The organism is Geodermatophilus sp. URMC 62, assembly GCF_052931475.1.
On sequence record NZ_JBRFHY010000001.1, the window covers coordinates 5472178 to 5493870 of the forward strand.

General features: G+C 74.2%; 18 protein-coding genes. 11 read left to right on the forward strand and 7 right to left on the reverse strand.

The window, feature by feature from the left end; genetic code table 11:
* The first annotated feature begins 8 nt into the window (after positions 1–8).
* Positions 9–668: a lipoyl(octanoyl) transferase LipB gene (lipB, locus tag ACU616_RS26230; protein WP_446761328.1), complete on the forward strand. Its 660-nt coding sequence runs from the start codon at positions 9–11 to the stop codon at positions 666–668.
* A gap of 111 nt (positions 669–779) precedes the next feature.
* Here lipB and leuS read toward each other — a convergent pair whose 3' ends face one another.
* Positions 780–3680, reverse strand: a complete 2901-nt coding sequence (gene leuS, locus ACU616_RS26235) for a leucine--tRNA ligase (RefSeq protein ID WP_446761329.1) — start codon at positions 3678–3680, stop codon at positions 780–782.
* A gap of 268 nt (positions 3681–3948) precedes the next feature.
* On the opposite strand from leuS, the gene ACU616_RS26240 reads away from it, so the two are divergent.
* The 4 genes from ACU616_RS26240 (at position 3949) to ACU616_RS26255 (ending at position 9433) form a co-directional block, all read left to right on the forward strand.
* Positions 3949–6231: a putative bifunctional diguanylate cyclase/phosphodiesterase gene (locus ACU616_RS26240; RefSeq protein WP_446761330.1), complete on the forward strand. Its 2283-nt coding sequence runs from the start codon at positions 3949–3951 to the stop codon at positions 6229–6231.
* 120 nt (positions 6232–6351) lie between these two features.
* Positions 6352–7455: a hypothetical protein gene (locus ACU616_RS26245; RefSeq protein WP_446761331.1), complete on the forward strand. Its 1104-nt coding sequence runs from the start codon at positions 6352–6354 to the stop codon at positions 7453–7455.
* A gap of 85 nt (positions 7456–7540) precedes the next feature.
* The gene (gene lipA / locus ACU616_RS26250) at positions 7541–8515 is read left to right on the forward strand and encodes a lipoyl synthase (protein WP_446761332.1); all 975 of its coding nucleotides are present in this window, start codon (positions 7541–7543) and stop codon (positions 8513–8515) included.
* Between the two features lie 54 nt (positions 8516–8569).
* Positions 8570–9433, forward strand: coding sequence for a DUF4191 domain-containing protein (locus ACU616_RS26255; protein WP_446761333.1), 864 nt, complete (start codon positions 8570–8572; stop codon positions 9431–9433).
* A gap of 71 nt (positions 9434–9504) precedes the next feature.
* Here the strand turns inward: ACU616_RS26255 and ACU616_RS26260 are convergent, their stop codons facing one another.
* Both ACU616_RS26260 and ACU616_RS26265 read right to left on the reverse strand, forming a co-directional pair.
* Positions 9505–10371 carry an ABC transporter permease gene (locus ACU616_RS26260; RefSeq protein ID WP_446761334.1) on the reverse strand — a complete coding sequence of 289 codons (867 nt, stop codon included), beginning with the start codon at positions 10369–10371 and terminating at the stop codon, positions 9505–9507.
* Entirely contained in the window at positions 10368–11297 is a 930-nt protein-coding gene (locus ACU616_RS26265) for an ABC transporter ATP-binding protein (RefSeq protein ID WP_446761335.1), read from the reverse strand. Before ACU616_RS26265 ends, ACU616_RS26260 begins: the two co-directional genes overlap by 4 nt.
* A gap of 134 nt (positions 11298–11431) precedes the next feature.
* Between ACU616_RS26265 and ACU616_RS26270 the strand changes: the two genes are divergently transcribed.
* Both ACU616_RS26270 and ACU616_RS26275 read left to right on the forward strand, forming a co-directional pair.
* Entirely contained in the window at positions 11432–12607 is a 1176-nt protein-coding gene (locus ACU616_RS26270; protein ID WP_446761336.1) for a sensor histidine kinase, read from the forward strand.
* Entirely contained in the window at positions 12604–13263 is a 660-nt protein-coding gene (locus ACU616_RS26275; protein WP_446761337.1) for a response regulator transcription factor, read from the forward strand. The genes ACU616_RS26270 and ACU616_RS26275 overlap by 4 nt, the downstream gene beginning before the upstream one ends.
* Positions 13264–13324: 61 nt before the next feature.
* Here the strand turns inward: ACU616_RS26275 and ACU616_RS26280 are convergent, their stop codons facing one another.
* Together ACU616_RS26280 and ACU616_RS26285 are read right to left on the reverse strand one after the other, a co-directional pair.
* Positions 13325–13822: a GNAT family N-acetyltransferase gene (locus ACU616_RS26280; RefSeq protein WP_446761338.1), complete on the reverse strand. Its 498-nt coding sequence runs from the start codon at positions 13820–13822 to the stop codon at positions 13325–13327.
* Positions 13819–14241, reverse strand: a complete 423-nt coding sequence (locus ACU616_RS26285) for an RDD family protein (RefSeq protein WP_446761339.1) — start codon at positions 14239–14241, stop codon at positions 13819–13821. Before ACU616_RS26285 ends, ACU616_RS26280 begins: the two co-directional genes overlap by 4 nt.
* A 169-nt stretch (positions 14242–14410) precedes the next feature.
* Between ACU616_RS26285 and glnA the strand changes: the two genes are divergently transcribed.
* Positions 14411–15847, forward strand: a complete 1437-nt coding sequence (glnA, locus tag ACU616_RS26290) for a type I glutamate--ammonia ligase (protein ID WP_446761340.1) — start codon at positions 14411–14413, stop codon at positions 15845–15847.
* Here the strand turns inward: glnA and ACU616_RS26295 are convergent.
* Entirely contained in the window at positions 15738–16655 is a 918-nt protein-coding gene (locus ACU616_RS26295; protein WP_446761341.1) for a tyrosine-type recombinase/integrase, read from the reverse strand. The genes glnA and ACU616_RS26295 overlap by 110 nt on opposite strands.
* Positions 16656–17369: 714 nt before the next feature.
* The gene (locus ACU616_RS26300; RefSeq protein WP_446761342.1) at positions 17370–18314 is read right to left on the reverse strand and encodes a diacylglycerol/lipid kinase family protein; all 945 of its coding nucleotides are present in this window, start codon (positions 18312–18314) and stop codon (positions 17370–17372) included.
* A 474-nt stretch (positions 18315–18788) separates the two neighbouring features.
* Here ACU616_RS26300 and ACU616_RS26305 point away from each other — a divergent pair, with 474 nt between their 5' ends.
* The 3 genes from ACU616_RS26305 (at position 18789) to ACU616_RS26315 (ending at position 21312) form a co-directional block, all read left to right on the forward strand.
* Entirely contained in the window at positions 18789–19247 is a 459-nt protein-coding gene (locus tag ACU616_RS26305; protein ID WP_446761532.1) for a VOC family protein, read from the forward strand.
* Positions 19248–19462: 215 nt separating this feature from the next.
* A complete protein-coding gene (locus tag ACU616_RS26310; RefSeq protein WP_446761343.1) occupies positions 19463–20398 on the forward strand; it encodes an NAD-dependent epimerase/dehydratase family protein in 936 nt (311 codons plus the stop codon).
* Positions 20395–21312 (forward strand): RNA polymerase sigma-70 factor, encoded by a 918-nt coding sequence (locus ACU616_RS26315; protein ID WP_446761344.1) that lies wholly within the window; start codon positions 20395–20397, stop codon positions 21310–21312. Before ACU616_RS26310 ends, ACU616_RS26315 begins: the two co-directional genes overlap by 4 nt.
* The last annotated feature ends 381 nt before the right edge of the window (positions 21313–21693 follow it).

Genomic DNA, 21693 nt, shown 5'->3' on the forward strand with positions numbered 1-21693 from the left:
TGGGGGACGTGAGCGAGCTGCGCGTCGTCCGGGCCGGCACCGTCCCCTACGAGGAGGCGTGGGCGCGGCAGCGCGAGATCCACGCCGCCCGGGTCGCCGGCGAGGGTCCCGACACGCTCCTGCTGCTCGAGCACCCCTCCGTCTACACCGCCGGCCGACGCACCGAGCCGCACGAGCGGCCGGCCGACGGCACACCGGTCATCGACGTCGACCGCGGCGGCAAGATCACCTGGCACGGGCCCGGACAGCTGGTCGGCTACCCCATCGTGGCGCTGCCGGACCCGGTCGACGTGGTCGCGCACGTCCGCCGGCTGGAGGACGCGCTCATGGCGGTCTGTGCCGACCTCGGCGTGGCGACCCAGCAGGTCGAGGGCCGCAGCGGGGTCTGGGTGGCCGCTGACGCGCCCGGGCCGGGCAGCCGGTTCCGTCCCGAGCGCAAGATCGCCGCGATCGGCGTCCGGGTGGCGCGCGGGGTCACCATGCACGGCTTCGCGCTCAACTGCGACCCCGACCTGGGGGCCTTCGGCGCGATCGTGCCCTGCGGGATCGTCGACGCCGGGGTCACCTCGCTGTCGGCCGAGCTGGGGCGCGACGTGCCCGTCGCCGAGGTCGTCGACGCGGTGGAGGCGGCGGTGCGGCGGGTGCTCAGCCTCACCCCTGCGATCTGAGCGTGGCCGAGTTGCCGCACAGCACCGGCTGACCGGGCCCGGCACCGAGCGACACGAGATCATCCGCACCCGCCGCGCGTGACCGGGGACCGGGTCACGCGCGGCGAGGCCTCAGCCGACGACGAAGTTGACCAGCCGCCCCGGGACGGCGACCACGCGCCGCACCGTCCTCCCGTCCAGCTGCGCGGCCACCTTCTCGTCAGCGCGGGCCGCCGCCTCCAGGGCCGCGGCGTCGGCGTCGGCCGGCACGGTCACCTGGGCGCGCACCTTGCCGTTGACCTGGACGGCGACCTGCACGGTGTCCTCGACCAGCCACCGCTCGTCGGCCACCGGGAACGGCGCCCACGCCACCGAGGAGTCGTGCCCCAGCCGCGCCCACAGCTCCTCGCCGACGTGCGGGGCCAGCGGGGCCACCATCAGCACCAGGGGCTCGACCACCGACCGCGGCACCGGTGAGTCGGCGCCGTAGGCGGCGGTCAGCGCGTTGGTCAGCTCGGTGACCCGGGCGATGGCGATGTTGAACCGCAGCGTCGCCATGCCGTCGCGCACCCCGGCGATGGCCCGGTGCAGGGCCCGCAGCGTGTCCTCGCTCGGCTGGGAGTCGTCGGCCCGGACCGCGCCGGTCTCCTCGTCGACGACGACCCGCCAGATCCGCTGCAGCAGCCGCTGCGAGCCGACGACGGCCTTGGTGTCCCACGGCCGTGACTGCTCCAGCGGGCCGGTCGACATCTCGTACACCCGGAACGTGTCGGCGCCGTAGGCCCCGATCATCTCGTCGGGCGTGACCATGTTCTTCAGGCTCTTGCCGATCTTCCCGTACTCGCGGGTGACCGGCCTGCCCTCGTACAGGAACCGCCCGTCCTCCTCGACCACGTCGGCGGCGGGCACGTAGAAGCCGCGCTCGTCGGTGTAGGCGTAGGCGGAGATGTAGCCCTGGTTGACCAGCCGGCGGAAGGGCTCCTCGCTGGAGACGTGGCCCAGGTCGTGCAGCACCTTGTGCCAGAACCGGGCGTAGAGCAGGTGCAGCACCGCGTGCTCCATGCCGCCGACGTAGAGGTCGACGCCGCCGACGTCGCCCGGCGAGCGCGGGCCCAGCCAGTAGCGCTCCAGCTCCGGGTCGACCATCTGCGCGTCGTCGCCGGGGTCCAGGTAGCGCAGGTAGTACCAGCACGAGCCCGCCCAGTTGGGCATCGTGTTGGTCTCCCGGCGGTAGGTCCGCACGCCGTCGCCCAGGTCCAGCTCGACCGTCGTCCACTCGGTGACCCGGGACAGCGGCGGCTCGGGCGCGGACTCGGCGTCGTCGTCGGCGAAGGTCTTCGGCGAGTAGTCGTCGACCTCGGGCAGCAGCACCGGCAGCAGCGACTCCGGCACCGCCCGCGGCAGGCCGGCGTCGTCCCCGTCGACGGCGTAGACGATCGGGAACGGCTCGCCCCAGTACCGCTGCCTGCTGAACAGCCAGTCGCGCAGCTTGTAGGTGGTCGTCGCCTCGCCGTGGCCGTGCGCCACCAGCCAGTCGGTGATGGTCGTGATGGCGGCCGTCTTGTCCAGGCCGTTCAGCGAGACCTCGTCGTTCGCCGAGTTGATCATCTCGCCGGCGCCGGTGTACGCGCCGCCGTCCCAGTCCTCGGGCGGCTGCACCGTGCGGACGACGGGCAGCCCGAAGACCTCGGCGAACTCCCAGTCGCGGGTGTCCTCACCGGGTACCGCCATGATCGCGCCGGTGCCGTAGCCGGTCAGCACGTAGTCGGCGGTGAAGACCGGCAGCTCGCGGCCGTTGACCGGGTTGACGGCGGTGACGCCCAGCCAGACGCCGGTCTTGTCGCGGCCGGCGTCCTGGCGGTCGAGCTCCGAGCGGCGGGACGCCTGCCGCTGGTACTCACGCACCGCCTCGCCCGGGGTGGCCGCACCGCCGGTCCACCGCGGGTCGGCGCCGGACGGCCAGGAGGGTGCGGTCAGCGCCTCGACCAACGGGTGCTCGGGTGCCAGCACCACGTAGGTGGTGCCGAACAGCGTGTCGGGGCGCGTGGTGAAGACCTCGATCGTCCCGGAGCCGGCCGGGAAGCGGATGCGCGCACCGGTGGAGCGGCCGATCCAGTTGCGCTGCATCTGCTTGACCGAGTCCGACCAGTCCAGCCGGTCCAGGTCGGCCAGCAGCCGCTCGGCGTAGGCGGTGATCCGCATCATCCACTGGTTGAGCGGGCGCCGGAACACCGGGAAGTTGCCCCGCTCGGACCGGCCGTCGGGCGTGACCTCCTCGTTGGACAGCACGGTGCCCAGGCCCGGGCACCAGTTGACCGGCGCCTCGTGCCGGTAGGCCAGCCGGTGGGCGTCCACGACCTGGCGCTTCTCGACCGCCGACAGCTCCGCCCACGGGCGGCCCGACGGGTTGGTGCCCGGCGCCGGCTGCCGGGTGCCGGCGTCCAGCTCGGCGACCAGCTCCTCGACGGGGCGGGCGCGACCGGCCTGCTCGTCGAACCAGGCGCCGAAGATCTTCAGGAAGATCCACTGGGTCCACCGGTAGTAGCCGGGGTCGATCGTGGCGAAGGTCCGGCGCTCGTCGTGGTCGACGCCCAGCCGCCGCAGCTGCGCGCGGATGGCGGCGATGTTGGCCTCGGTGGTGGTCCGCGGGTGCTGCCCGGTCTGGACGGCGTACTGCTCGGCGGGCAGGCCGAAGGCGTCGTAGCCCATGGGGTGCAGCACGTTGTCGCCGTCCATGCGGCGGAACCGGCTGGTGACGTCGGTGCCCAGGTAGCCCAGCGGGTGGCCGACGTGCAGGCCCGCACCCGAGGGGTACGGGAACATGTCCATGATGAAGGACTTCGGCCGGTCGGCGACCCGCTCGAAGCCCGCCGACAGCCGGCCGGTCGGGTTGGGCGTGTGGAACGTGCCCTCCCGCTCCCAGCGGTCCTGCCACTCCAGCTCGATCCGCTGGGCGAGCGCCGGCGTGTAGCGGTGCGGCGGGACGCCCTCGTCGGCCGGGTCGGTGGTGGGCCGGCTCACCGTCTGGCTCATGGTGGGGATCTCCTCGCGGGTCGTGCGGCGGGCAGAAAAAAACCCCTCGCGCAGGAGGGGTCGCCGTGCTGGTCCGATGGGTCAGATCAGCACGGCCGGCGAAGGAGCAGCTGCCCGATCACGCGCGCGAGCCTACTCCCGGCCGGCCGGCGGACGCGCGCGGATACGGGGTCGTGCCGGTTCCCGCTCCGGCGGCGTCTGCCCCCCGGGGGTGATGTCCCCGGCCGCTCCGCTCCACCCGCGGTCCCCGGCCGCCGAGGAAGAGCGTGTGCGATCGATCCAGCCCAACGCGGACAGCCGCCGGGCCTCGCGGTGGACGCTCGTCCTGACCGGGGTGGTCCTGGCACTGTTCACCACGGGGATCGGGCCCCGCCCCGACGGTGAGGCCTGGGCGCTGGCCTACGACCTGGTCCTGTACAACGCCGTCTACCTCGGTGCCGGTGTGACGTGCGTCCTCGCCGCGCGCAGGAACCGCGCCGAGCGCCTCGCGTGGGCGTGCCTGGCGCTCGCCCTGGCACTGTCCGTCGCCGGCAACCTCGCCTGGACGCTCCTCCTCGGGGACCTGGCCGAGCCGCCCTACCCCTCCGTGGCCGACGCCTGCTGGATCGCGTACTTCCTGCCGCTCTACGTCGCGCTGGTCGGGCTCATCCGGAGCCGGGTCGGCCGCTTCCACGCCAGCATGTGGCTCGACGGCGGGATAGGCGCCCTGGGCGCCACCGCCGTGGCCATCGCCCTCCTGCTGGAGCCGGCGTTGCGGCTGACCGAGGGCAGCCCCGCCGCGGTCGTCACCAACCTGGCCTACCCGGTCGCCGACGTGGTGCTGCTCGCCCTGCTCGTGGCCGTGTCGGCCATCCTCGGAGTGCGCCGCGACCCGGCGCTGCTGCTGCTGGGCGGCGGCATCGTCGCCAACCTGGCCGGCGACGTCGTCTACCTCGACCTGGCGACCACCGGCAACTACGTCGAGGGCGGGCCGCTGGACCTCAGCTGGCTGGTCGGCGTGCTGCTCATGGGCGTGGCGGCCCACCGCAGCGACCGCGCCACCCCGGCCGAGCGCGACGCCGAGAGCCAGGTCGGCTGGCGGGTGCTCGCCGTCCCCATGGTGTGCAACCTGGCCAGCCTCGCCGTCCTGGGGCTGGGCTGGGGTGACTCCATGTCGCCGTGGGCGGCCTGGTGCGCGATCGGCTGCGTCCTGGTCGGCGTCGCGCGGACCACCTTCACCTTCCGCGAGGTGCGGGCCCTCAACGAGGTCCGGCTGGAGGCGCGCACCGACGAGCTCACCGGCCTGCCCAACCGCCGCGCCCTGCTCGAGGCCGCCCGCGTCGTCGTCGCCGAGGCCACCACGGCGCGCCCGGCGGCCCTCCTGCTGCTCGACCTCGACGGCTTCAAGGAGGTCAACGACAGCCTCGGCCACGGCGCCGGCGACGAGCTGCTCTGCCAGGTCGGCCCGCGGCTGGCCCCGGCGCTGCGGCCCGGTGACCTCCTCGCCCGCCTCGGCGGTGACGAGTTCGCCGTCCTGCTGCCCGCGACCGACCTGGAGACCGCCGCGGACCGCGCCGGCGTGGTGGAGGACCTGCTGCGCAGACCCTTCCCCGTCGGGGGCATCCGGCTGCACGTCGGCGTCAGCATCGGCGTCTCGACCGCCCCGATCCCCGCCGACGACGTGCAGGAGCTGCTGCGCTGCGCCGACGTGGCCATGTACGCGGCCAAGACCGAGCGCAGCGGCGTGCAGGTGTACGTCCCCGACCCGGGCAGCGGCTCCGTGGACCGGCTCCGGACGATGGAGGAGCTGCGCACCGCCCTGACCGAGGGCGAGCTCGACGTCCACCTGCAGCCACAGGTGGCGATGGACGACGGCCGGGTGGTCGGCTGCGAGGCGCTGGTGCGCTGGAACCACCCCACCCGCGGGCTGCTGAGCCCCGCCGTCGTGCTGCCGGCCGCCGAGCAGGCCGGGCTGCTGCGCCCGTTGACCGACGCCGTGCTCGAGCGCTCCCTCGACGCGGTGGCGCAGTGGTGGGAGGAGCACCGGGTGCCGATCTCGGTGAACCTCGCCGCGGCCAACGTCGCCGACCTCGACCTGCCGGCGAAGGTGGCCGCGGCGCTGGACCGGCGGGGCCTGCCGCCGGCGGCGCTGACCCTGGAGCTGGTCGAGGACACCCTCATGTCCGACCCCGAGCGCGGCCGGACCGTGCTCGGCCAGCTGCGCCGGCTGGGCGTGCGGACGTCGATCGACGACTACGGCACCGGCTACAGCTCGCTGGCCTACCTGCGGCACCTGCCCGCCGACGAGCTCAAGCTCGACCGCAGCCTCACCGCCGACGTCGACACCGACGAGCGCGCCGCGGCGATCGTCCGGCACACGGCGGCCCTGGCCCACGACCTGGGTCTGAGCCTGGTCGCCGAGGGGGTGGAGGACCTCGCCACCGGCCGCCGGCTGGCCGACCTCGGCTGCGACGTCGCCCAGGGGTACGCCATCGCCCGGCCCATGCCGCTGGCGGCCTTCCTGCGCTGGTTGGCCGGCGAGCGCAGCGAGCAGGTGCAGCCCGCCGTCTGACGCGAGACCGGGGCGCGGGGCGACCGCTCATGAGGCGGCGCCGGACGCCGTCCCCGGGGGTGTGCCGGTCGGTGGGACCGGGCAGGATGGCCCGAGTCGATCAACCCGGAGGTGCATCCCGTGTTCCGCACACAGTCCCGAAGCGAGGTCATCGAGGCCGAGCTCCAGGAGAGCCTCAGCCACCTCGGCATCGCCGTCACCGAGGCCGGGCGGGCCGCCGCGGAGCAGCTCGCACCACGCGTCGAGGCCGCCCGTGACGCGGCCGGTCCGGTGCTGGAGTCCGCCCGCGAGGTGGTCGCCCCGAAGGTGGCCGCCGCCGTCGCCGTCGCCGCCCCGGCCGTCGAGGCCGCCCGCGAGGCGCTGACCCCGCGGGTCGAGGCCGCGTGGGACGCGGCCGGCCCGGTGCTGGACCTGGCGCGCGACCGCGTCGACGCCGCCGTCGAGGTGCTGACCCCGCGCCTGGAGGCCGCCCGCGAGGCGGCCGGCCCGGCCCTCACCGCGGCGCTGGCCACCGCCGGTGCCGCGGCCGCCAGGACCGCCGCCGACCTGGCGCCGCACGTGACGGCCGTCCAGGTCGCCACCCGCCGGGCACTGGCCGACGAGGTCGCCCCCCGCGTGCTCGCCGCCCGCGAGGCGGTCGGGCCCGCGCTGGACGACGCCCGCGGCTCCCTGGCCGCCGGCGTCGGGACGGCGCTGATCCAGCTGGGCCGGCGCCGCGCCGAGCTCGCGGCGGGCACGGCGAAGGCCACCGCCGACGTCCGCGAGATGGTGGTGCGGCAGCAGGCCCGGCTGGGTAGGGAGGCGGCACGGACCACCAGGACCGTCCGGCGCCGGGCCCACGTCCAGCCCGAGCCGCGCCGCTGGCCGTGGCTGGTGGCGATCGTCGCCGCCCTCGCCGCGGCGACGGTGCTCATGCGCCGGAAGAGGGAGGACCCGTGGACACCGGCCCCGGCCGGTGACGGGCCCGTGCCCAGCTACCGAGAGGACCCCGTGCCCAGCTCCCCGAGCAACGACCAGTCCGGCAAGACCGTCTCCGACGCGCAGTTCGTCGCCGGCGACTCGGCGCCCGCCGAGTCCGACATGGGCATCCGCGACGCCCAGAACGTCGCCGGTGACGCCGGCGCCGGCGAGACCGACCCCACGCAGACCGCGCCCGAGCCGTTCACCAGTGGCGGCAACGCGCAGGAGGGCCCGACCGCCGGGCCCGCGGCCGGCCAGGCCTGAGGTCGTCCGAGAACTGCCTCGCACCGCCCCCGCCGCCCCTCCGGGCAGCGGGGGCGGTGCTCGTCCGGGAGTACCGTGGTCGATCATGAGCGAGACGGTGGCCCCGACCCCCTCCTCGGACCCCACGATCGCGCCGGCCGGCCGCAAGCTGCTGCGCCTGGAGGTCCGCAACAGCCAGGTCCCGATCGAGCGCAAGCCGGAGTGGATCAAGACCCGGCTCAAGACCGGCCCGGAGTACACCGAGCTGAAGTCGCTGGTGCGCCGCGAGGGCCTGCACACCGTCTGCGAGGAGGCCGGCTGCCCCAACATCTACGAGTGCTGGGAGGACCGGGAGGCCACCTTCCTCATCGGCGGTGACCAGTGCACCCGGCGCTGCGACTTCTGCCAGATCGACACCGGCAAGCCCGCCGACTTCGACGCCGACGAGCCCCGCCGGGTCGCCGAGAGCGTCGCGACCATGGGCCTCAAGTACGCCACCGTCACCGGCGTCGCCCGCGACGACCTGCCCGACGGCGGCGCGTGGCTCTACGCCGAGACGGTGCGCCAGATCCACGCCGCGCTGCCCGGCTGCGGTGTCGAGCTGCTCATCCCCGACTTCAACGCCGATCCCGCCCAGCTGGCCGAGGTCTTCTCCTCCCGGCCCGAGGTGCTCGCGCACAACGTCGAGACCGTTCCGCGGATCTTCAAGCGGATCCGCCCCGGCTTCCGGTTCGAGCGGTCGCTGGCGGTCATCACCGCCGCCCGCGAGGCCGGGCTGGTGACCAAGTCCAACCTGATCCTGGGCATGGGCGAGGAGCCGCACGAGGTCGTCGAGACGATGCAGGCCCTGCACGAGGCCGGCTGCGACCTGCTGACCATCACCCAGTACCTGCGGCCCTCGCCGCGGCACCACCCCGTCGTCCGCTGGGTCAAGCCCGAGGAGTTCGTCGGCTTCCAGGCCCGGGCCGAGGAGATCGGCTTCCCCGGGGTGCTCGCCGGGCCGCTGGTCCGCAGCTCCTACCGGGCCGGCCGGCTCTACCAGCAGGCCGTGGAGGCCCGCGGGCTGACCCGCTCGAACTGAGGACGTCGCGGCCGGTCCACCGGGACCGGCCGCACGCGCCCCTATCCTGGGGGCATGGCACGCAGCAAGCCCACAGACTCCCCCGCGCCCGCTGGCAAGGCAGGGCGCGGTCCCGCTGCGGGGCGCGGCCGGTCCTCGGGCGCTGCCGCCGGGGCCACGGCCGCCTCCGGGAAGGGCCGGGCCGACAAGGGCAGGGACAAGGGCAGGGCCGGCAAGGACGGCGAGCCGAAGGTCGGCCGGCTCACGAAGGTCGGCAACCAGGTCCGCATGATCAAGCAGGCCTACTCGCTGACGCAGAAGAACGACCCGAAGCTCCCCTGGCTGATGCTCATCGCCTTCGTGGCGGTGGCCGGCGTCGTCGAGCTCGTGGCCGTCCTCCTCGGCTCCCCGTTCCTGTTCCTGCCGATCGCGATCGTCCTGGGCGTGCTGGCCGCCATGATCGTCTTCGGCCGCCGGGCGCAGGGCTCGGCCTACCGGCAGGTCGAGGGCCAGCCCGGAGCGGCGGCCTGGGTCCTCGAGGGCATGCGCGGCGACTGGCGGGTGAGCGCGGGCGTCGCCGGCACCACCCAGCTCGACGCCGTCCACCGGGTGCTCGGCCGGCCCGGGGTCGTCCTCGTCGGCGAGGGCTCCCCCACCCGCGTCCGGAACCTGATCGCGCAGGAGAAGAGGAAGATCGCCCGCGTCGTCGGCGACACCCCGATCTACGACCTCGTCGTCGGCGACGAGGAGGGGCAGGTGCCCCTGCGCAAGCTCAGCACCCACGTGATGAAGCTGCCGCGCAACCTGTCCGCCGCCGAGGTCAACACCCTCGGCCGCCGCATGTCCGCGCTCGGCGGGCCCCGGATGCCCGTTCCCGGCGGCCCGATGCCCGGGGGCCGGCAGATGACGGTCAGCGCCCGGCAGGTCCGCCGCCGCTGAGGGAGGACCACCCCGCCCCCCACCGCACGCTCGCGGTAGGGGCGGGGCGGCCGGCATCCCAGGGGCCCGGGTCAGGCGACGTCGCGGCGGGTCACCACCGCCAGCGTCACGACGGCGAACCCGACCAGGTAGGCGGCCAGCCAGCCCACGGACGCCGGCCCGCTGAGCACGTCGAGCACTCCCGGCGTCCCCTGCGCGGCCCCGCCCTGGGCGCGGCTCAGCGCGCCCACCAGCGAGCCCGCGGCCGTGCCCGGCAGGTGGTCGGTGACCACGGTGAGCCCGTCGAGCACCCCGCCGACGCCGCGCAGCAGGGTCTCGACCACCAGCGCCCAGACCAGGCCCAGCCCCACGCCCAGCGCCGGGCTGCGGGTGAGGGCGCCGACGAGCACCCCGGCCATGGCCCACGTGCCCAGCACGAGCAGACCGGTGCCCACGGCCTGCGCCCAGTCCCCCACCGAGGGCAGGTCCACCGGCTGCCCCTCCACGGTCGCGACGAGGACGGACGCGCCCAGGTCGACCGCCGCGGTCACGAGCACCAGCCCGGTGACGACGACGGCGAGCGCGGTCAGGGTGCCGCCGATCACCGCACCGCGGCCCGGTCCCTGGGTGAGCACCGTCTTCCAGGTGCCCCAGCCGTAGCCGCTGCCGACCGCGAGCGCACCCAGCACCAGGACCAGCGCGCCGCCGAACACCGGCATCCCCTGCACCAGCGTCACCGGCGCGGCCGGCGGCAGCAGCCCGGGCAGCAGCGCACCGCCCACCGGTGCGCCGGGGGGCGCACCCGGCCCGGGGGCCGAGCCGTTGCGGTAGGCGATCCAGTCGAAGACGTAGCCGAACGTCACGTTGAGGGCCACCCACACCCCCAGCAGCACCCACATCGCCGGCCACCGCCGCAGCCGCAGCAGCTCGGCGCGCGTGCTCGCTCCCAGCCCGCTCATCGCACTCCCTCCAGGTCCGTCGCGGGGACGCCGGAGCTGCCGGTCAGCTCCAGGAAGACCTCCTCCAGGGACCGCTCGACGCTGCGGACCTCCCGCACGTCGACGTCCTCGGCGACCAGCGCCCGCACCAGTGCCGGCACCGGCGTCGCGCCGTCCAGCCGCAGCGCGCGGCCGTCGTCGACCACGGTGACCGCGTCGTCGCCGGCCATGCGCAGCGCGACGGCCAGGGCCCGGTCCAGCGGGTCGGCCCGCAGGACGACGGCGGCACCCCCGCGCAGCTCGGTCACGGTGCTCTCGGCCAGCAGCCGGCCGTCGGCGAGGACCCCGACCCGGTCGCAGATCTCCTGCACCTCGGTCAGCAGGTGGCTGGAGAGCACCACGGTCTGCCCGCCGCGGGCGACGTCGACGACCAGGGCGCGCATGTCGGCCATGCCCGCCGGGTCCAGACCGTTGGTGGGCTCGTCGAGGACGAGCAGCTCCGGCTCGCCCAGCAGGGCCGCGGCGACACCGAGGCGCTGCTTCATGCCCAGCGAGTAGGAGCGGAAGCGGTCCCGGCCGCGGCGGGCGAGGTCGACCCGCTCCAGCGCCGCGTCGACGGCACTCTCGCCGAGCCGCCGGTAGCGGGCCACCACGCGCAGGTTGTCCCGGCCGGAGAGGTAGGGGTAGAAGCCCGGGCCCTCGACGAGGGCGCCGGTCCCGGACGCGGCGGCGCGGCTGCCCGGCGCCGCGCCCAGGACGGTGGCCCGTCCACCGCTGGGCCGCACCAGGCCGAGCAGCATGCGCAGCGTCGTCGTCTTGCCCGCGCCGTTGGGGCCGAGGAAGCCGTACACCTCGCCCCGCCGCACGGTCAGGCTCACGGAGTCGACGGCGGTCCGCGCCCCGTAGCGCTTGGTCAGGCGGTCGGTGACCACCACGGTGTCGTCCATGCCCGCCAGCGTGGCGACCGGCCGGCTCGCGCGCGTCGGCCAGGGAGCGGCTCTCCCGCGTACGCAGATCTGCGTACGCGGGCGCCGTGCCGCGGGGGACGACGCGCCGGCCGACGCCGACCTATCGTCGCCGCGTGCCCACCGCGCCCGCACTCCGCCCGGGGTGGCACGACCTCGTGCCCGCCCTGCCGCTGCTGGTGCTCGGGCTGGCCGCGTCCGGGGAGGCCGCGGAGGACCAGCCGTGGCTGCGGGTGCCGGACGCGGAGGCCCACGTCTACGTGGCCGTGGCGGCGCTGGCGCTGCTGCTGCGCCGGCGCGCGCCGCGGCTGGGTCTCGTGGTCTGCGGGCTGGCCGTCTCGGCCTACCTCGCCCGGGGCTTCGCGTTCGGGCCGGTCCTGCTGACCGGGCCCGTGGCGGCCTGGGCGGTGGCGACCCGGCTGTCCTGGCGGGAGGCGCTGGCCTGGGTCAGCGGGCTGGCCCTCGTCCCCGCCGTGGCGGCGGCCCCGGCGTTCTACGGGGGCCGGGGCGGCTGGCTGGCCCACCTCGCCTGGAGCACCGGGTGGGCCGCCGTGGTCGGCGGGGTGGCCGCCGTCGGCGCCGCGCTGCAGGTGCGCCGTCGCTCGGAGGAGGGGGTGCGCGCCGAGCAGGCCCGGCGCGCCGTCTCCGAGGAGCGCCTGCACATGGCGCAGGACGTACACGACGGCGTCGGCCACGCGCTGGCGGTCGTCGCCCTGCACGCCGGGGTGGCCAAGCACGTCCTCGACCGCGACCCGGAGCGGGCCCGGGAGCTGCTCACCAGCATCCAGGCGACCAGCCGCGAGGCGCTCGACGGGCTGCGGGCCGACCTCGACCGGTGGCGCTCGGAGGATGCCGGCAGCCGCCGGCCGGTGCCGGGGCTGGCCGACCTGCCGCACCTGCTCGACCGGATGCGCGCCGGCGGCCTGGTGCTCACCGCCGACGTCGGGCCCTGCGAGGGGGTCCCGGAGGAGGTCGGCGCGGTCACCTACCGGGTCGTGCAGGAGTCGCTGACCAACGTGCTGCGGCACGCGGGCGGCGCGCCGGCGCACGTCCGGGTCGCCTGCAGTGGGGCGGCGCTGACCGTCGAGGTGGGCGATCGCGGCACCGGCGTCGCCGTCCCGGTGCCGGCGACGGGCAGCGGGATCGAGGGGATGCGCCGGCGCGCGGCGTCGGTGGGCGGCTCGCTGACGGCGGGCCCGGTGCCCGGGGGCGGGTTCGCCGTCCGGGCCGAGCTGCCGCTGGCCGCCGCGGCTCCCCGGACGGCGGTCGCCGTCCCGGAGGTCCGGCCGTGATCCGGGTGGCCGTGGTCGACGACCAGGCGCTGGTGCGCATGGGCCTGCGGGTGCTGCTCGACAGCGAGCCGGACACCGAGGTCGTCGGTGAGGCCGCCGACGGCGCGGCCGGGCTCGACCTGGCGCGGGCCACGGTGCCCGACGTGGTCCTGATGGACGTCCGGATGCCCGGTGTCGACGGGCTGACCGCGCTGCGCCGGATCACCGCCGACCCGGCGCTGGCCGCCGTCCGCGTCGTCGTCCTCACCACGTTCGGCCTGGACGAGTACGTGTTCGAGGCGCTGGCCGCCGGCGCGAGCGGCTTCGTCCTCAAGGACGGCGACCCCGACGAGCTGCTGCGCGCGGTGCGGGTGGTTGCCGACGGCGGCTCGCTGCTGTCGCCCGCGGTCACCCGCCGGGTGATCGAGCAGTTCGCCGCGGCGCCGGCGGCCCGCTCGGCGCCGCACCCGGGGATCGCCGAGCTGACCGAGCGGGAGCGGGAGATCGTCGCCTGGGTGGCCACCGGCCGGTCCAACGACGAGATCGCCGAGGAGCTGGTGGTGAGCCCGGCGACGGTGCGCACCCACGTCAGCCGGGCGATGCTCAAGCTGCACGCCCGGGACCGCGCGCAGCTGGTGGTGTTCGCGATCCGGTCCGGCCTGCAGATCGGCCCCTGAGGAAGGACCACCTTGCCCCCCACCGCTCGCACGCTCGCGGCGGGCCCCTGCAGCGCGGCCGTCAGAGGCGGGTGAAGGGTTCGGCGTAGCGGAAGGTGCCGCGCTGCTCGCGGCCGGCCAGCCGGCGGGCCTGGAAGTGCGCGCCCCACGCCGGGTCGGGCGGGGCGACGCCGAGGTCGGTGGACCGCACGAAGCCGAACCGCCCGTAGTAGCCGGGCGCTCCGAGCAGTGCGACGAGGCACTCGCCGGCCGCCTCGGCCACCGCGAGCAGCGCGTGCACGAGCACGGTGCCCACACCCCGGCCCTGGGACCCCGGCCGGACGCCGAGCGGGCCGAGCCCCAACGCCGCGGCGCCCAGTGGCTCGATCCACCCGCGGGTCGCGATCACGTGCCCGACGACGACCTCCTCGTCCGCGGCCACGAGGGACAGGTGCGGCAGGAAGCCGGCGTCCTCGCGCAGCTCGTCGAGCAGCCGGGCCTCGACGTCCGTGGGGAACGCCGCCTCGTGCAGCTCCCGCACGGCCGCGTGGTCGCCCGGGTGCTCGCGGCGGACGATCACCTGTCGCGGACGACGGCGGTGTCGGTGACCCGGTCGTGCAGGCCGCGGCCGTCGGCGTCGACCACCAGCGCCGGCACCAGCAGCATGAGCAGCCCGGTGCGGACGACGGCACGCCACAGCGCCAGCCGCTGGGCCGGGCGCGGGTGGGCCAGCCGCAGGCCGAGCAGGCGCATGCCCGGCGTCTGCCCGGCGGCGACCAGGAAGAGGACGTACACCGCGGCGAAGGACAGCAGGCTCCAGTTGCCCGGCAGGCTCGGTGCGGTGAACAGCCCGGCGACGACCGCCGAGAGGAACGCGTCGACGACGAAGGCCAGGACCCGGGTGCCGAAGGGCGCCAGCGAGCCGGGCCCGTCGGACGGCAGACCCAGGGAGGCGCCCCGTCGGCGCTCCTGAGAGGGTTGCTGCGCGTCCCCGACCACGTGCACCAGCGTAGGACCCACCGGCAGCCGAACCGCCGGGCCGAGGAGACGCCGACCGGCGCCGACACGCCGGACGGCGTTGTTACCGCCCCGAAACAGACGGGACACGGCAGGGCAACTCCTCGCTCGTAGCTTGGCCGGTGGCTGTCCGCCCACTCCCGGAGGATCGATGTTCACCAGTCCCGACGAGGTCGCCGCCTACATCCGCGACAACGACGTCGAGTTCGTCGACGTGCGCTTCTGCGACCTGCCCGGCGTCATGCAGCACTTCACGATCCCCGCGTCGACGTTCGGCGAGGACACGTTCTCCGACGGCCTGGGCTTCGACGGCTCGTCGATCCGCGGCTTCCAGGCCATCAACGAGTCGGACATGCTGCTGCTGCCCGACGCGAACAGCGCCTTCGTGGACCCGTTCCGCAAGCACAAGACGCTCAACGTGAACTTCTTCATCCACGACCCGATCACGCGGGAGGCCTACAGCCGCGACCCGCGGAACGTGGCGAAGAAGGCCGAGGCCTACCTGGCCAGCAGCGGCATCGCCGACACCGCCTACTTCGGCCCCGAGGCGGAGTTCTACGTCTTCGACTCCATCCGGTACGACACCAGCATCAACGAGGGCTACTACCACATCGACTCGGTCGAGGGCTCCTGGAACTCCGGCTCCCCCACCGGCGAGAACGGGCTCGGCCCCAACCGCGGCTACAAGGCCCGGATGAAGGGCGGCTACTTCCCGGTCGAGCCCTACGACCAGCAGAGCGACCTGCGCGCCGACATGATGAAGAACCTCATCGGGGTCGGGCTCCAGCTGGAGCGCGGCCACCACGAGGTGGGCACCGGCGGCCAGGCCGAGATCAACTACAAGTTCGACACGCTGCTGCGGTCGGCCGACAGCCTGATGCTGTTCAAGTACGTCATCAAGAACACCGCCTGGGCGCACGGCAAGACGGCGACCTTCATGCCCAAGCCGCTGTTCGGCGACAACGGCTCGGGCATGCACTGCCACCAGAGCCTCTGGCGCGACGGCGAGCCGCTGTTCCACGCCGAGACCGGCTACGCGGGCCTGTCCGACACCGCCCGCCACTACATCGGCGGCCTGCTGGCCCACGCCCCGTCGCTGCTGGCCTTCACCAACCCGACGGTCAACAGCTTCCACCGCCTGGTGCCCGGCTACGAGGCCCCGATCAACCTCGTCTACTCGGCCCGCAACCGCTCGGCCTGCTGCCGCATCCCGATCTCCGGTGACAGCCCCAAGGCCAAGCGCATCGAGTTCCGCGTGCCCGACCCGTCGGCCAACCCCTACCTCGCCTTCTCGGCGATGCTCATGGCCGGCCTCGACGGCATCAAGAACAAGATCGAGCCGCCGGCGCCGGTGGACAAGGACCTCTACGAGCTGCCGCCGGAGGAGGCCCTGGGCATCGAGAAGGTCCCGGCCTCGCTGGACGCCGTCCTCGACCGGCTCGAGGTCGACCACGAGTACCTGATCGACGGCGGGGTGTTCACCCCCGACCTGATCGAGACGTGGATCGAGTACAAGCGGGAGTTCGAGATCGACCCGATCCGCCTTCGCCCGCACCCGCACGAGTTCGCCATGTACTACGACATCTGATGTCAGCTTGCGGGCTGACCTGCGGTTGTGACTGCAGGTCAGCCCGCTCGGTCCACGACGGGTCCCCACGAGCTGCTCGCACTGCACCCGCGGCAGCTCGTGGGGACCCGTTGCTGTCGGGCCACAGGTGCCCGTAGGTGTCGAGCATCGTCGTGGCCGAGCCGTGCCGGAGGCGGCGCTGCACGACCTCGACGTCGAGGCCGCTGCCGATGAGCGGGCCGGCCGGGTAGTGCCTCAGGTCGTGGGAGCGGAACGCAGCGGGCAACCCGGCGACCTCCGGCCGAGCCGAGCGGATCGACCGCTCGACGGCCCACGTCGAGGTCTGCCGGCCCGTGCCGTCAGTGACGACGTGGTCGCCGCCCCACCGGGCCACCGCAGCCGACGACACCGCGGCCAGCTCCTGAAGGATGGGCAGCGCCGTACAGGACGTCTCGCTCTTCAGCGGCTTCCCGTTGCCCTGCTGCACCGGCCGGACGACGCCGCGCACGAAGTCGACGTCCCCGACCTGCAGCGCCACCACCTCGGCGGTCCGCAGCCCGACGAACGCACCGAGCAGGATCGCCGGGCGCAGGTGCTCGGCGACCGTGTCGTGCAGCGCCCAGACCTGCTCGGTCGTGGCGACGTACGGGCGCTGGCCACCGGCTCCTGGTGAGGTGCGGCGCGAGCACGGGTTGCGGGCCAACGACCCGTCGTGCACGGCGTCGCTCATGACCTGCGAGGGCCGGGAGTGCAGGGCGTGGACGTAGCTGTCGGCGAGGCCGTCGGCCTCGAGCTCCACCGTCCACGAGCGGATCGTCGACGGCCGCACGGCCGCACGGCCGAGAGCGGCATCGGGCCGAACGCGGCCTCGACCTGGGCGAGGTGGACCTGCGCCCGTCGCACGGTGCTCGGGCGCCGGGTGGCACAGCCCGCCAACCAGGTCCCGCACCCCTCGGTGACCGTCGTCCGGCGGTGTCCGGATCGACGTAGGTCCCGGTCACCTGACTGGTCGTGACCTCGTCCAGCCACCGTTGCGCCTTGGCCCTTACCCTCATCGGCGAACGCGCGGGTGATCTCCTTGCCGGCGGCGTCCCTGCAGCGCGCGCGGTAGCCCATCCCCTCCCCGTGCCGGGCGCTCGGCACTCCCTGACTGGTCGCCAACTCGGTGACCAACCACCGGTCCTGGATGCTGCGGAACGCCACGAGCGTCTCCGGTCTACAGCCCGGGCAGTGGACCGCTTGGCGATCTGCGTCAGGCGGCTGTAGCTCCGTTGCGAGCCGCGCCTCGAGTGCTTCACGGGCGAGGGGGGATGGTCGTGCCCTCGCGTGCGGCAATCTCAGCGGCGCGGTCGCGGACGGCGGGAGTGACGCGGAAGACGCGTCCTGGCGCCGTTGTGCGACGCCCCGCGTCAGGCCGTGGCGCTCGAAGCTGCCCACGGCGGCGAACTCAGGAGGCTGGAGGCACGAGTCACCCTGCCCCGTCGCGGAGGGAGCTGGCGCTCCTCGTCTCAGGAGAGGCCCATGACCGCGAGGAGAGTGGAGATCAGCGGTCCGGGAAGTCCGTGCCGACCATCACCCGCAGCGCGTTGGCCTCGAGCGCGATCCGCACGGGCGTGCGTCCGCGGATCTCGCCGTCGACGTCGAGCGCGAGGGGCGGGTCGGTCTCCAACCACACCTCGCCGGTCGTGAGGAACCGGGTGCGGTCCAGCGGCCGGCGCGGCCCGATGACCGTCTGGCGAACGGTCGCCAGGCTCAGCCGGAGCCGGTTGGCGTCGCCGAGCCGGTACACCACCAGCTCGCGGTCATCCAGGCCGGTGTCGGAGGCGATCGCCCGGCCGGCGTGGTGACTGCCGTTGGCGATGTTGAGCTGGTGGGTCGCCAGTTCGTGCACCTCGCCGTCGATGCGCAGCCGCGCGGTGAAAGGCTGGTGGCCGGGCAACAGCGCGAGCGCGGTCAGCGGATAGGCAGCGCGGCCCAGCACCCGCTTCAGCCGGTGCGGAACGTGCTCGGCGACCTGCACCGAGAGCCCCAGGCTGGTCAGGTTGGCGAAGTGTCGCCCGGCCACGTGGCCGAGGTCGACGTCGGCGACCTTGCCGTCGGTGAGCACACGCAGGGCGGCCGGCAGGCGCAGCGGCAGGCCCAGGCCGCGGGCGAAGTTGTTGGTCGTGCCGAGCGGAAGGACGCCGAGGCAGACGTCGCGGTGGGCGAGCTGGTGCGCGGCCTCGCTCAGCGTGCCGTCGCCACCGCCCACCACCACGAGGTCAGCGCCGCTGTCGGCCGCGGCGGCGAGCGCCTCGGGCAGGCCCCGCGGGTCGGCGACCGGGCGCACGTCGACCAGCTCCATGGTGGCCTGCAGCCGTTGGTGCACCGCCGCGAAGGAACGGCGTCCCCGGCGGGACCGGACGTTGACGACCAGCGCTGTGCGGCGCCGGGCGCGGATGTCGGCGTCCAGCGCCGCCTTCGACCGCTGGTGCACAGGTCCCGTCACGACGATCTCCGTTCTCCCGACGCGGGTGGCTGCCCCGGCAGCCTGCACCACGACGAGGGTGAAGCCGTCAACCGTGACGCTCCGCCGTATTCGGCGACACGCCACAGCCGACAGCCGGGCTGCAATCTGATCACCAATGCCACGGCCTGCCGACAAGGACGGGGCTGCGCCACGACTGCAGCGATTGACCGCCTTCCCGTCGCAGACGGCCGTCGACGAGCCGCTGCGCAGCGGGTCGACCCGAAGAACGAAGCCGCTTCGGCGACGTTCAAGGGGCCGGAGCAGCCAGCCGTCGATGTCGCTCGGAGGATCCCCTACGGGACCCGGTGACCAACGCCCGGCTCGTCCGAACGTCGCCGTAGCGGGTTCGTCGTGCGGACAGCACCGAGGTGCATGACGAGCGCACCGATGAGTTGTCGTACGGCGACAGGTCTGTGCCGGCATGACTCCGGAGGAGCGGATCGAGGAGTGCACATGAACTGGACGTTGGAGGTCGTGGTCGTGCCGGTGGCCGACGTCGACCGAGCCAAGGCCTTCTACGCCGGCAAGCTGGGCTTCACCATCGACCACGACATCAGCCCTCCAGGCCCGGGCAACCGGCTCGTCCAGCTGACGCCGCCGGGCTCCGGCTGCTCGATCGTGATCGGCGAGGGCGTCGTTCCGCACATGCCTCCTGGCTCCCTCCAGGGCCTCCAGCTCGTCGTCCCGGACATCGCTGAGGCACACGCGCAGCTCGTCGAGCGCGGAGTCGAGGTCAGCGAGATCCAGGTGTTGGGCGGCGACGCGGATGCGCTGCGTCAGGGCGGGACGGCACTCGACAACGTCGGGTTCGTGTTCTTCCGCGACCCGGACGGCAACGGCTGGGCCGTGCAGCAGATCTCCGCGCGAGGGTCTGTTTCGCCACCGGCAGCAGCGCCGGCCGAGATCGGTTGACGACCCCGGGGATGGTGTGCCGTAGGCCCATCCCCGGACGGGCGCCGGTCGGTGAGGGCGGCTCGCGGCTGCCGCAGCGGACGGCGTCGCCTGTCCGGACAACACGGTGCACCAGGCGCCGAAGCCGGCGGGTGCCCGGCTGCTCCAAGGTGTCACAGCAGGGGGCCCCGTCTTGTCTCATCAGGTGTCGGTGATCCTCGACCAAGGAGCTGATCATGAGGGTGTTCGTCGCAGGGGCGACGGGAGCGATCGGAAGGCAGCTGGTGCCACGTCTGGTCGAGGCGGGTCATGAGGTTCATGGCATGACACGCCACGAGTCCAAGCAGGCGATGCTCCGCGCGTTGGGTGCTCTGCCGGTGGTCGCGGACGCGCTCGACCCCGATCAGGTCGCGGAGGCCGTGGGCAGGGCGCGGCCGGACGTGATCGTGCACCAGCTGACCGCGATCGGCGCGTTGGACATGCGTCACTTCGATCGCGACTTCGCGCGGACCAACCGCCTGCGGGTCGAGGGCACGGACCATCTGCTCTCCGCCGGGCAGGCGGTGGGCGTGCAGCGGTTCGTGGCGCAGGGGATCGCGGGCTACGGCGCGTACGCGCGCACCGGTGCGCCGATCAAGACCGAGGAGGATCCGCTGGACTCCGCGCCCGCGCGGGAGATGCGCGAGACCCTGGCTGCGATCCGTCATCTCGAGCAGGCGGTCCTCGGCGCACGGTGGACGGAGGGGATCGTGCTGCGCTACGGCGCCTTCTACGGGCCGGGCACGTCGATGGCACCGGGCGGCCAGCAGCCGGAGCTGATCCGCAAGCGCAGGTTCCCCCTGGTCGGCGACGGCGGCGGCGTGTGGTCGTTCATCCACGTGGCCGACGCGGCGGAGGCGACGGTGGCGGCGGTCGAGCACGGCCGCCGCGGTGTCTACAACGTCGTCGACGATGACCCCGCCCCGGTCGCCGAGTGGCTGCCGGCGCTGGCGCAGGAGCTCGGTGCCAGGAAGCCGATGCGCGTGCCGCGGTTCATCGGGCGGCTGTTCGCTGGTGAGGCCGGCGTGGTGATGATGACCGAGCTCCGCGGCGCCTCCAACGCCAAGGCCAAGCGCGAGCTGGGGTGGCGCCCGGCGCACCCGAGCTGGCGGCACGGGCTTGCCGCGGCATGACCGCCCGCGAGCGGCTGCTCGACGAGCTGCGGCCGGGCGCGTTCGCGCTCGCGTACCGAATGCTCGGCAGCGTGTCCGAGGCCGAGGACGTGGTGCAAGAAGCGCTGCTGCGGGTGCACCAGGCACTCGAAGCGGGCGAGCGGATCGCATCGCCACGCGCGTTGGTGGCCACCGTGACCACCCGGCTGGCGATCAACGAGCTGCGCTCCGCGCGCGCCCGCCGCGAGCGCTACGTCGGCCAGTGGCTGCCAGAGCCGATCGTCACCGACGGCCACGATGATCCGGCCCGGCACGCCGAGACCGCCGACTCGCTGTCGCTGGCGATGCTGGTGCTGCTGGAGAGCCTCTCGCCCGAGCAGCGCGCCGTGCTGCTGCTCCACGACGTGTTCGACTACGGGTATCCCGAGATCGCGCGGATCATCGGCAAGAGCGAGGACAACGTGCGTCAACTCGCCACCCGCGCCAGACGCCACGTCCAGCAGCGCCGGCCGCGCTTCCAGACGACGCGCGAGCAGCGCGACGAGCTGGCAGCCCGGTTCTTCGCGGCCGCCGAACACGGCGATCTCGCCGGGCTCGAGGCGCTGCTCGCGCACGACGTCACACTGACCGGCGACGGCGGCGGCAAGGTCCCGGCGCTCGCGCGAGCGCTGCGCGGACGCAACCGTGTCGCACGCACGGTCATCAACTGGGTCCGACGGGTCGCGCGCCTCCCGGGCGTGTCCTTGCTCCCTGTCGAACTCAACGGCAGCCCGGGAGCGCTCCTCCTCGACGCACAGCAGCGGCTGATCGGCGCGTGCGCGATCGACATCGCCGACGGCCGGATCACGAGCATCAGCGGGATCGTCAACCCCGACAAGCTGGCGCACCTCGGGCCGATCGGCGACCTCGCGTCGCTCCTGAGGTCGGCGCGATGAGCTCCGATCGTGTCGCGGACATCGACGCCGCAGGGTCCCCGGGCCAGGCTGCCGGCCCGCTGCGTCGACGTCCGCGCGTGCAATCGCGCCGACGGCGGCGTCCCGCACGGGAACCCCTGGTTGCCCAGAGGAGGTCGTCGAGGGGTCGTCGCTCACCCTGGGCCTCGGGCGATGGGGGTGAACCTTCAACGGTGAGCGACGGCCTGGCCCAGGTCGTCGAGCGCGAGCTCGGAGTAGTCCCAGTCCGCCCAGCGGGCCGCCTCGGGCAGGAGATCGACCTCCGCCACGCTCAACTCGTACGACGCGGCGAAGGTCGTAGGACTCCACCGACTGGCCAGGAGCGGATGAAGGCCCGGGGTAGCAAGTTCCTCCGCCGCTCAC

What these genes read in the sequence shown, in the direction of transcription:
- leuS (WP_446761329.1), bottom strand. Translation starts at nt 3,680, where the DNA reads ATGAGCCAGACGGTGAGCCGGCCCACCACCGACCCGGCCGACGAGGGC.
- lipA (WP_446761332.1), top strand. Translation starts at nt 7,541, where the DNA reads ATGAGCGAGACGGTGGCCCCGACCCCCTCCTCGGACCCCACGATCGCG.
- ACU616_RS26255 (WP_446761333.1), top strand. Translation starts at nt 8,570, where the DNA reads ATGGCACGCAGCAAGCCCACAGACTCCCCCGCGCCCGCTGGCAAGGCA.
- ACU616_RS26260 (WP_446761334.1), bottom strand. Translation starts at nt 10,371, where the DNA reads ATGAGCGGGCTGGGAGCGAGCACGCGCGCCGAGCTGCTGCGGCTGCGG.
- ACU616_RS26265 (WP_446761335.1), bottom strand. Translation starts at nt 11,297, where the DNA reads ATGGACGACACCGTGGTGGTCACCGACCGCCTGACCAAGCGCTACGGG.
- glnA (WP_446761340.1), top strand. Translation starts at nt 14,411, where the DNA reads ATGTTCACCAGTCCCGACGAGGTCGCCGCCTACATCCGCGACAACGAC.
- ACU616_RS26305 (WP_446761532.1), top strand. Translation starts at nt 18,789, where the DNA reads ATGAACTGGACGTTGGAGGTCGTGGTCGTGCCGGTGGCCGACGTCGAC.
- ACU616_RS26310 (WP_446761343.1), top strand. Translation starts at nt 19,463, where the DNA reads ATGAGGGTGTTCGTCGCAGGGGCGACGGGAGCGATCGGAAGGCAGCTG.
- ACU616_RS26315 (WP_446761344.1), top strand. Translation starts at nt 20,395, where the DNA reads ATGACCGCCCGCGAGCGGCTGCTCGACGAGCTGCGGCCGGGCGCGTTC.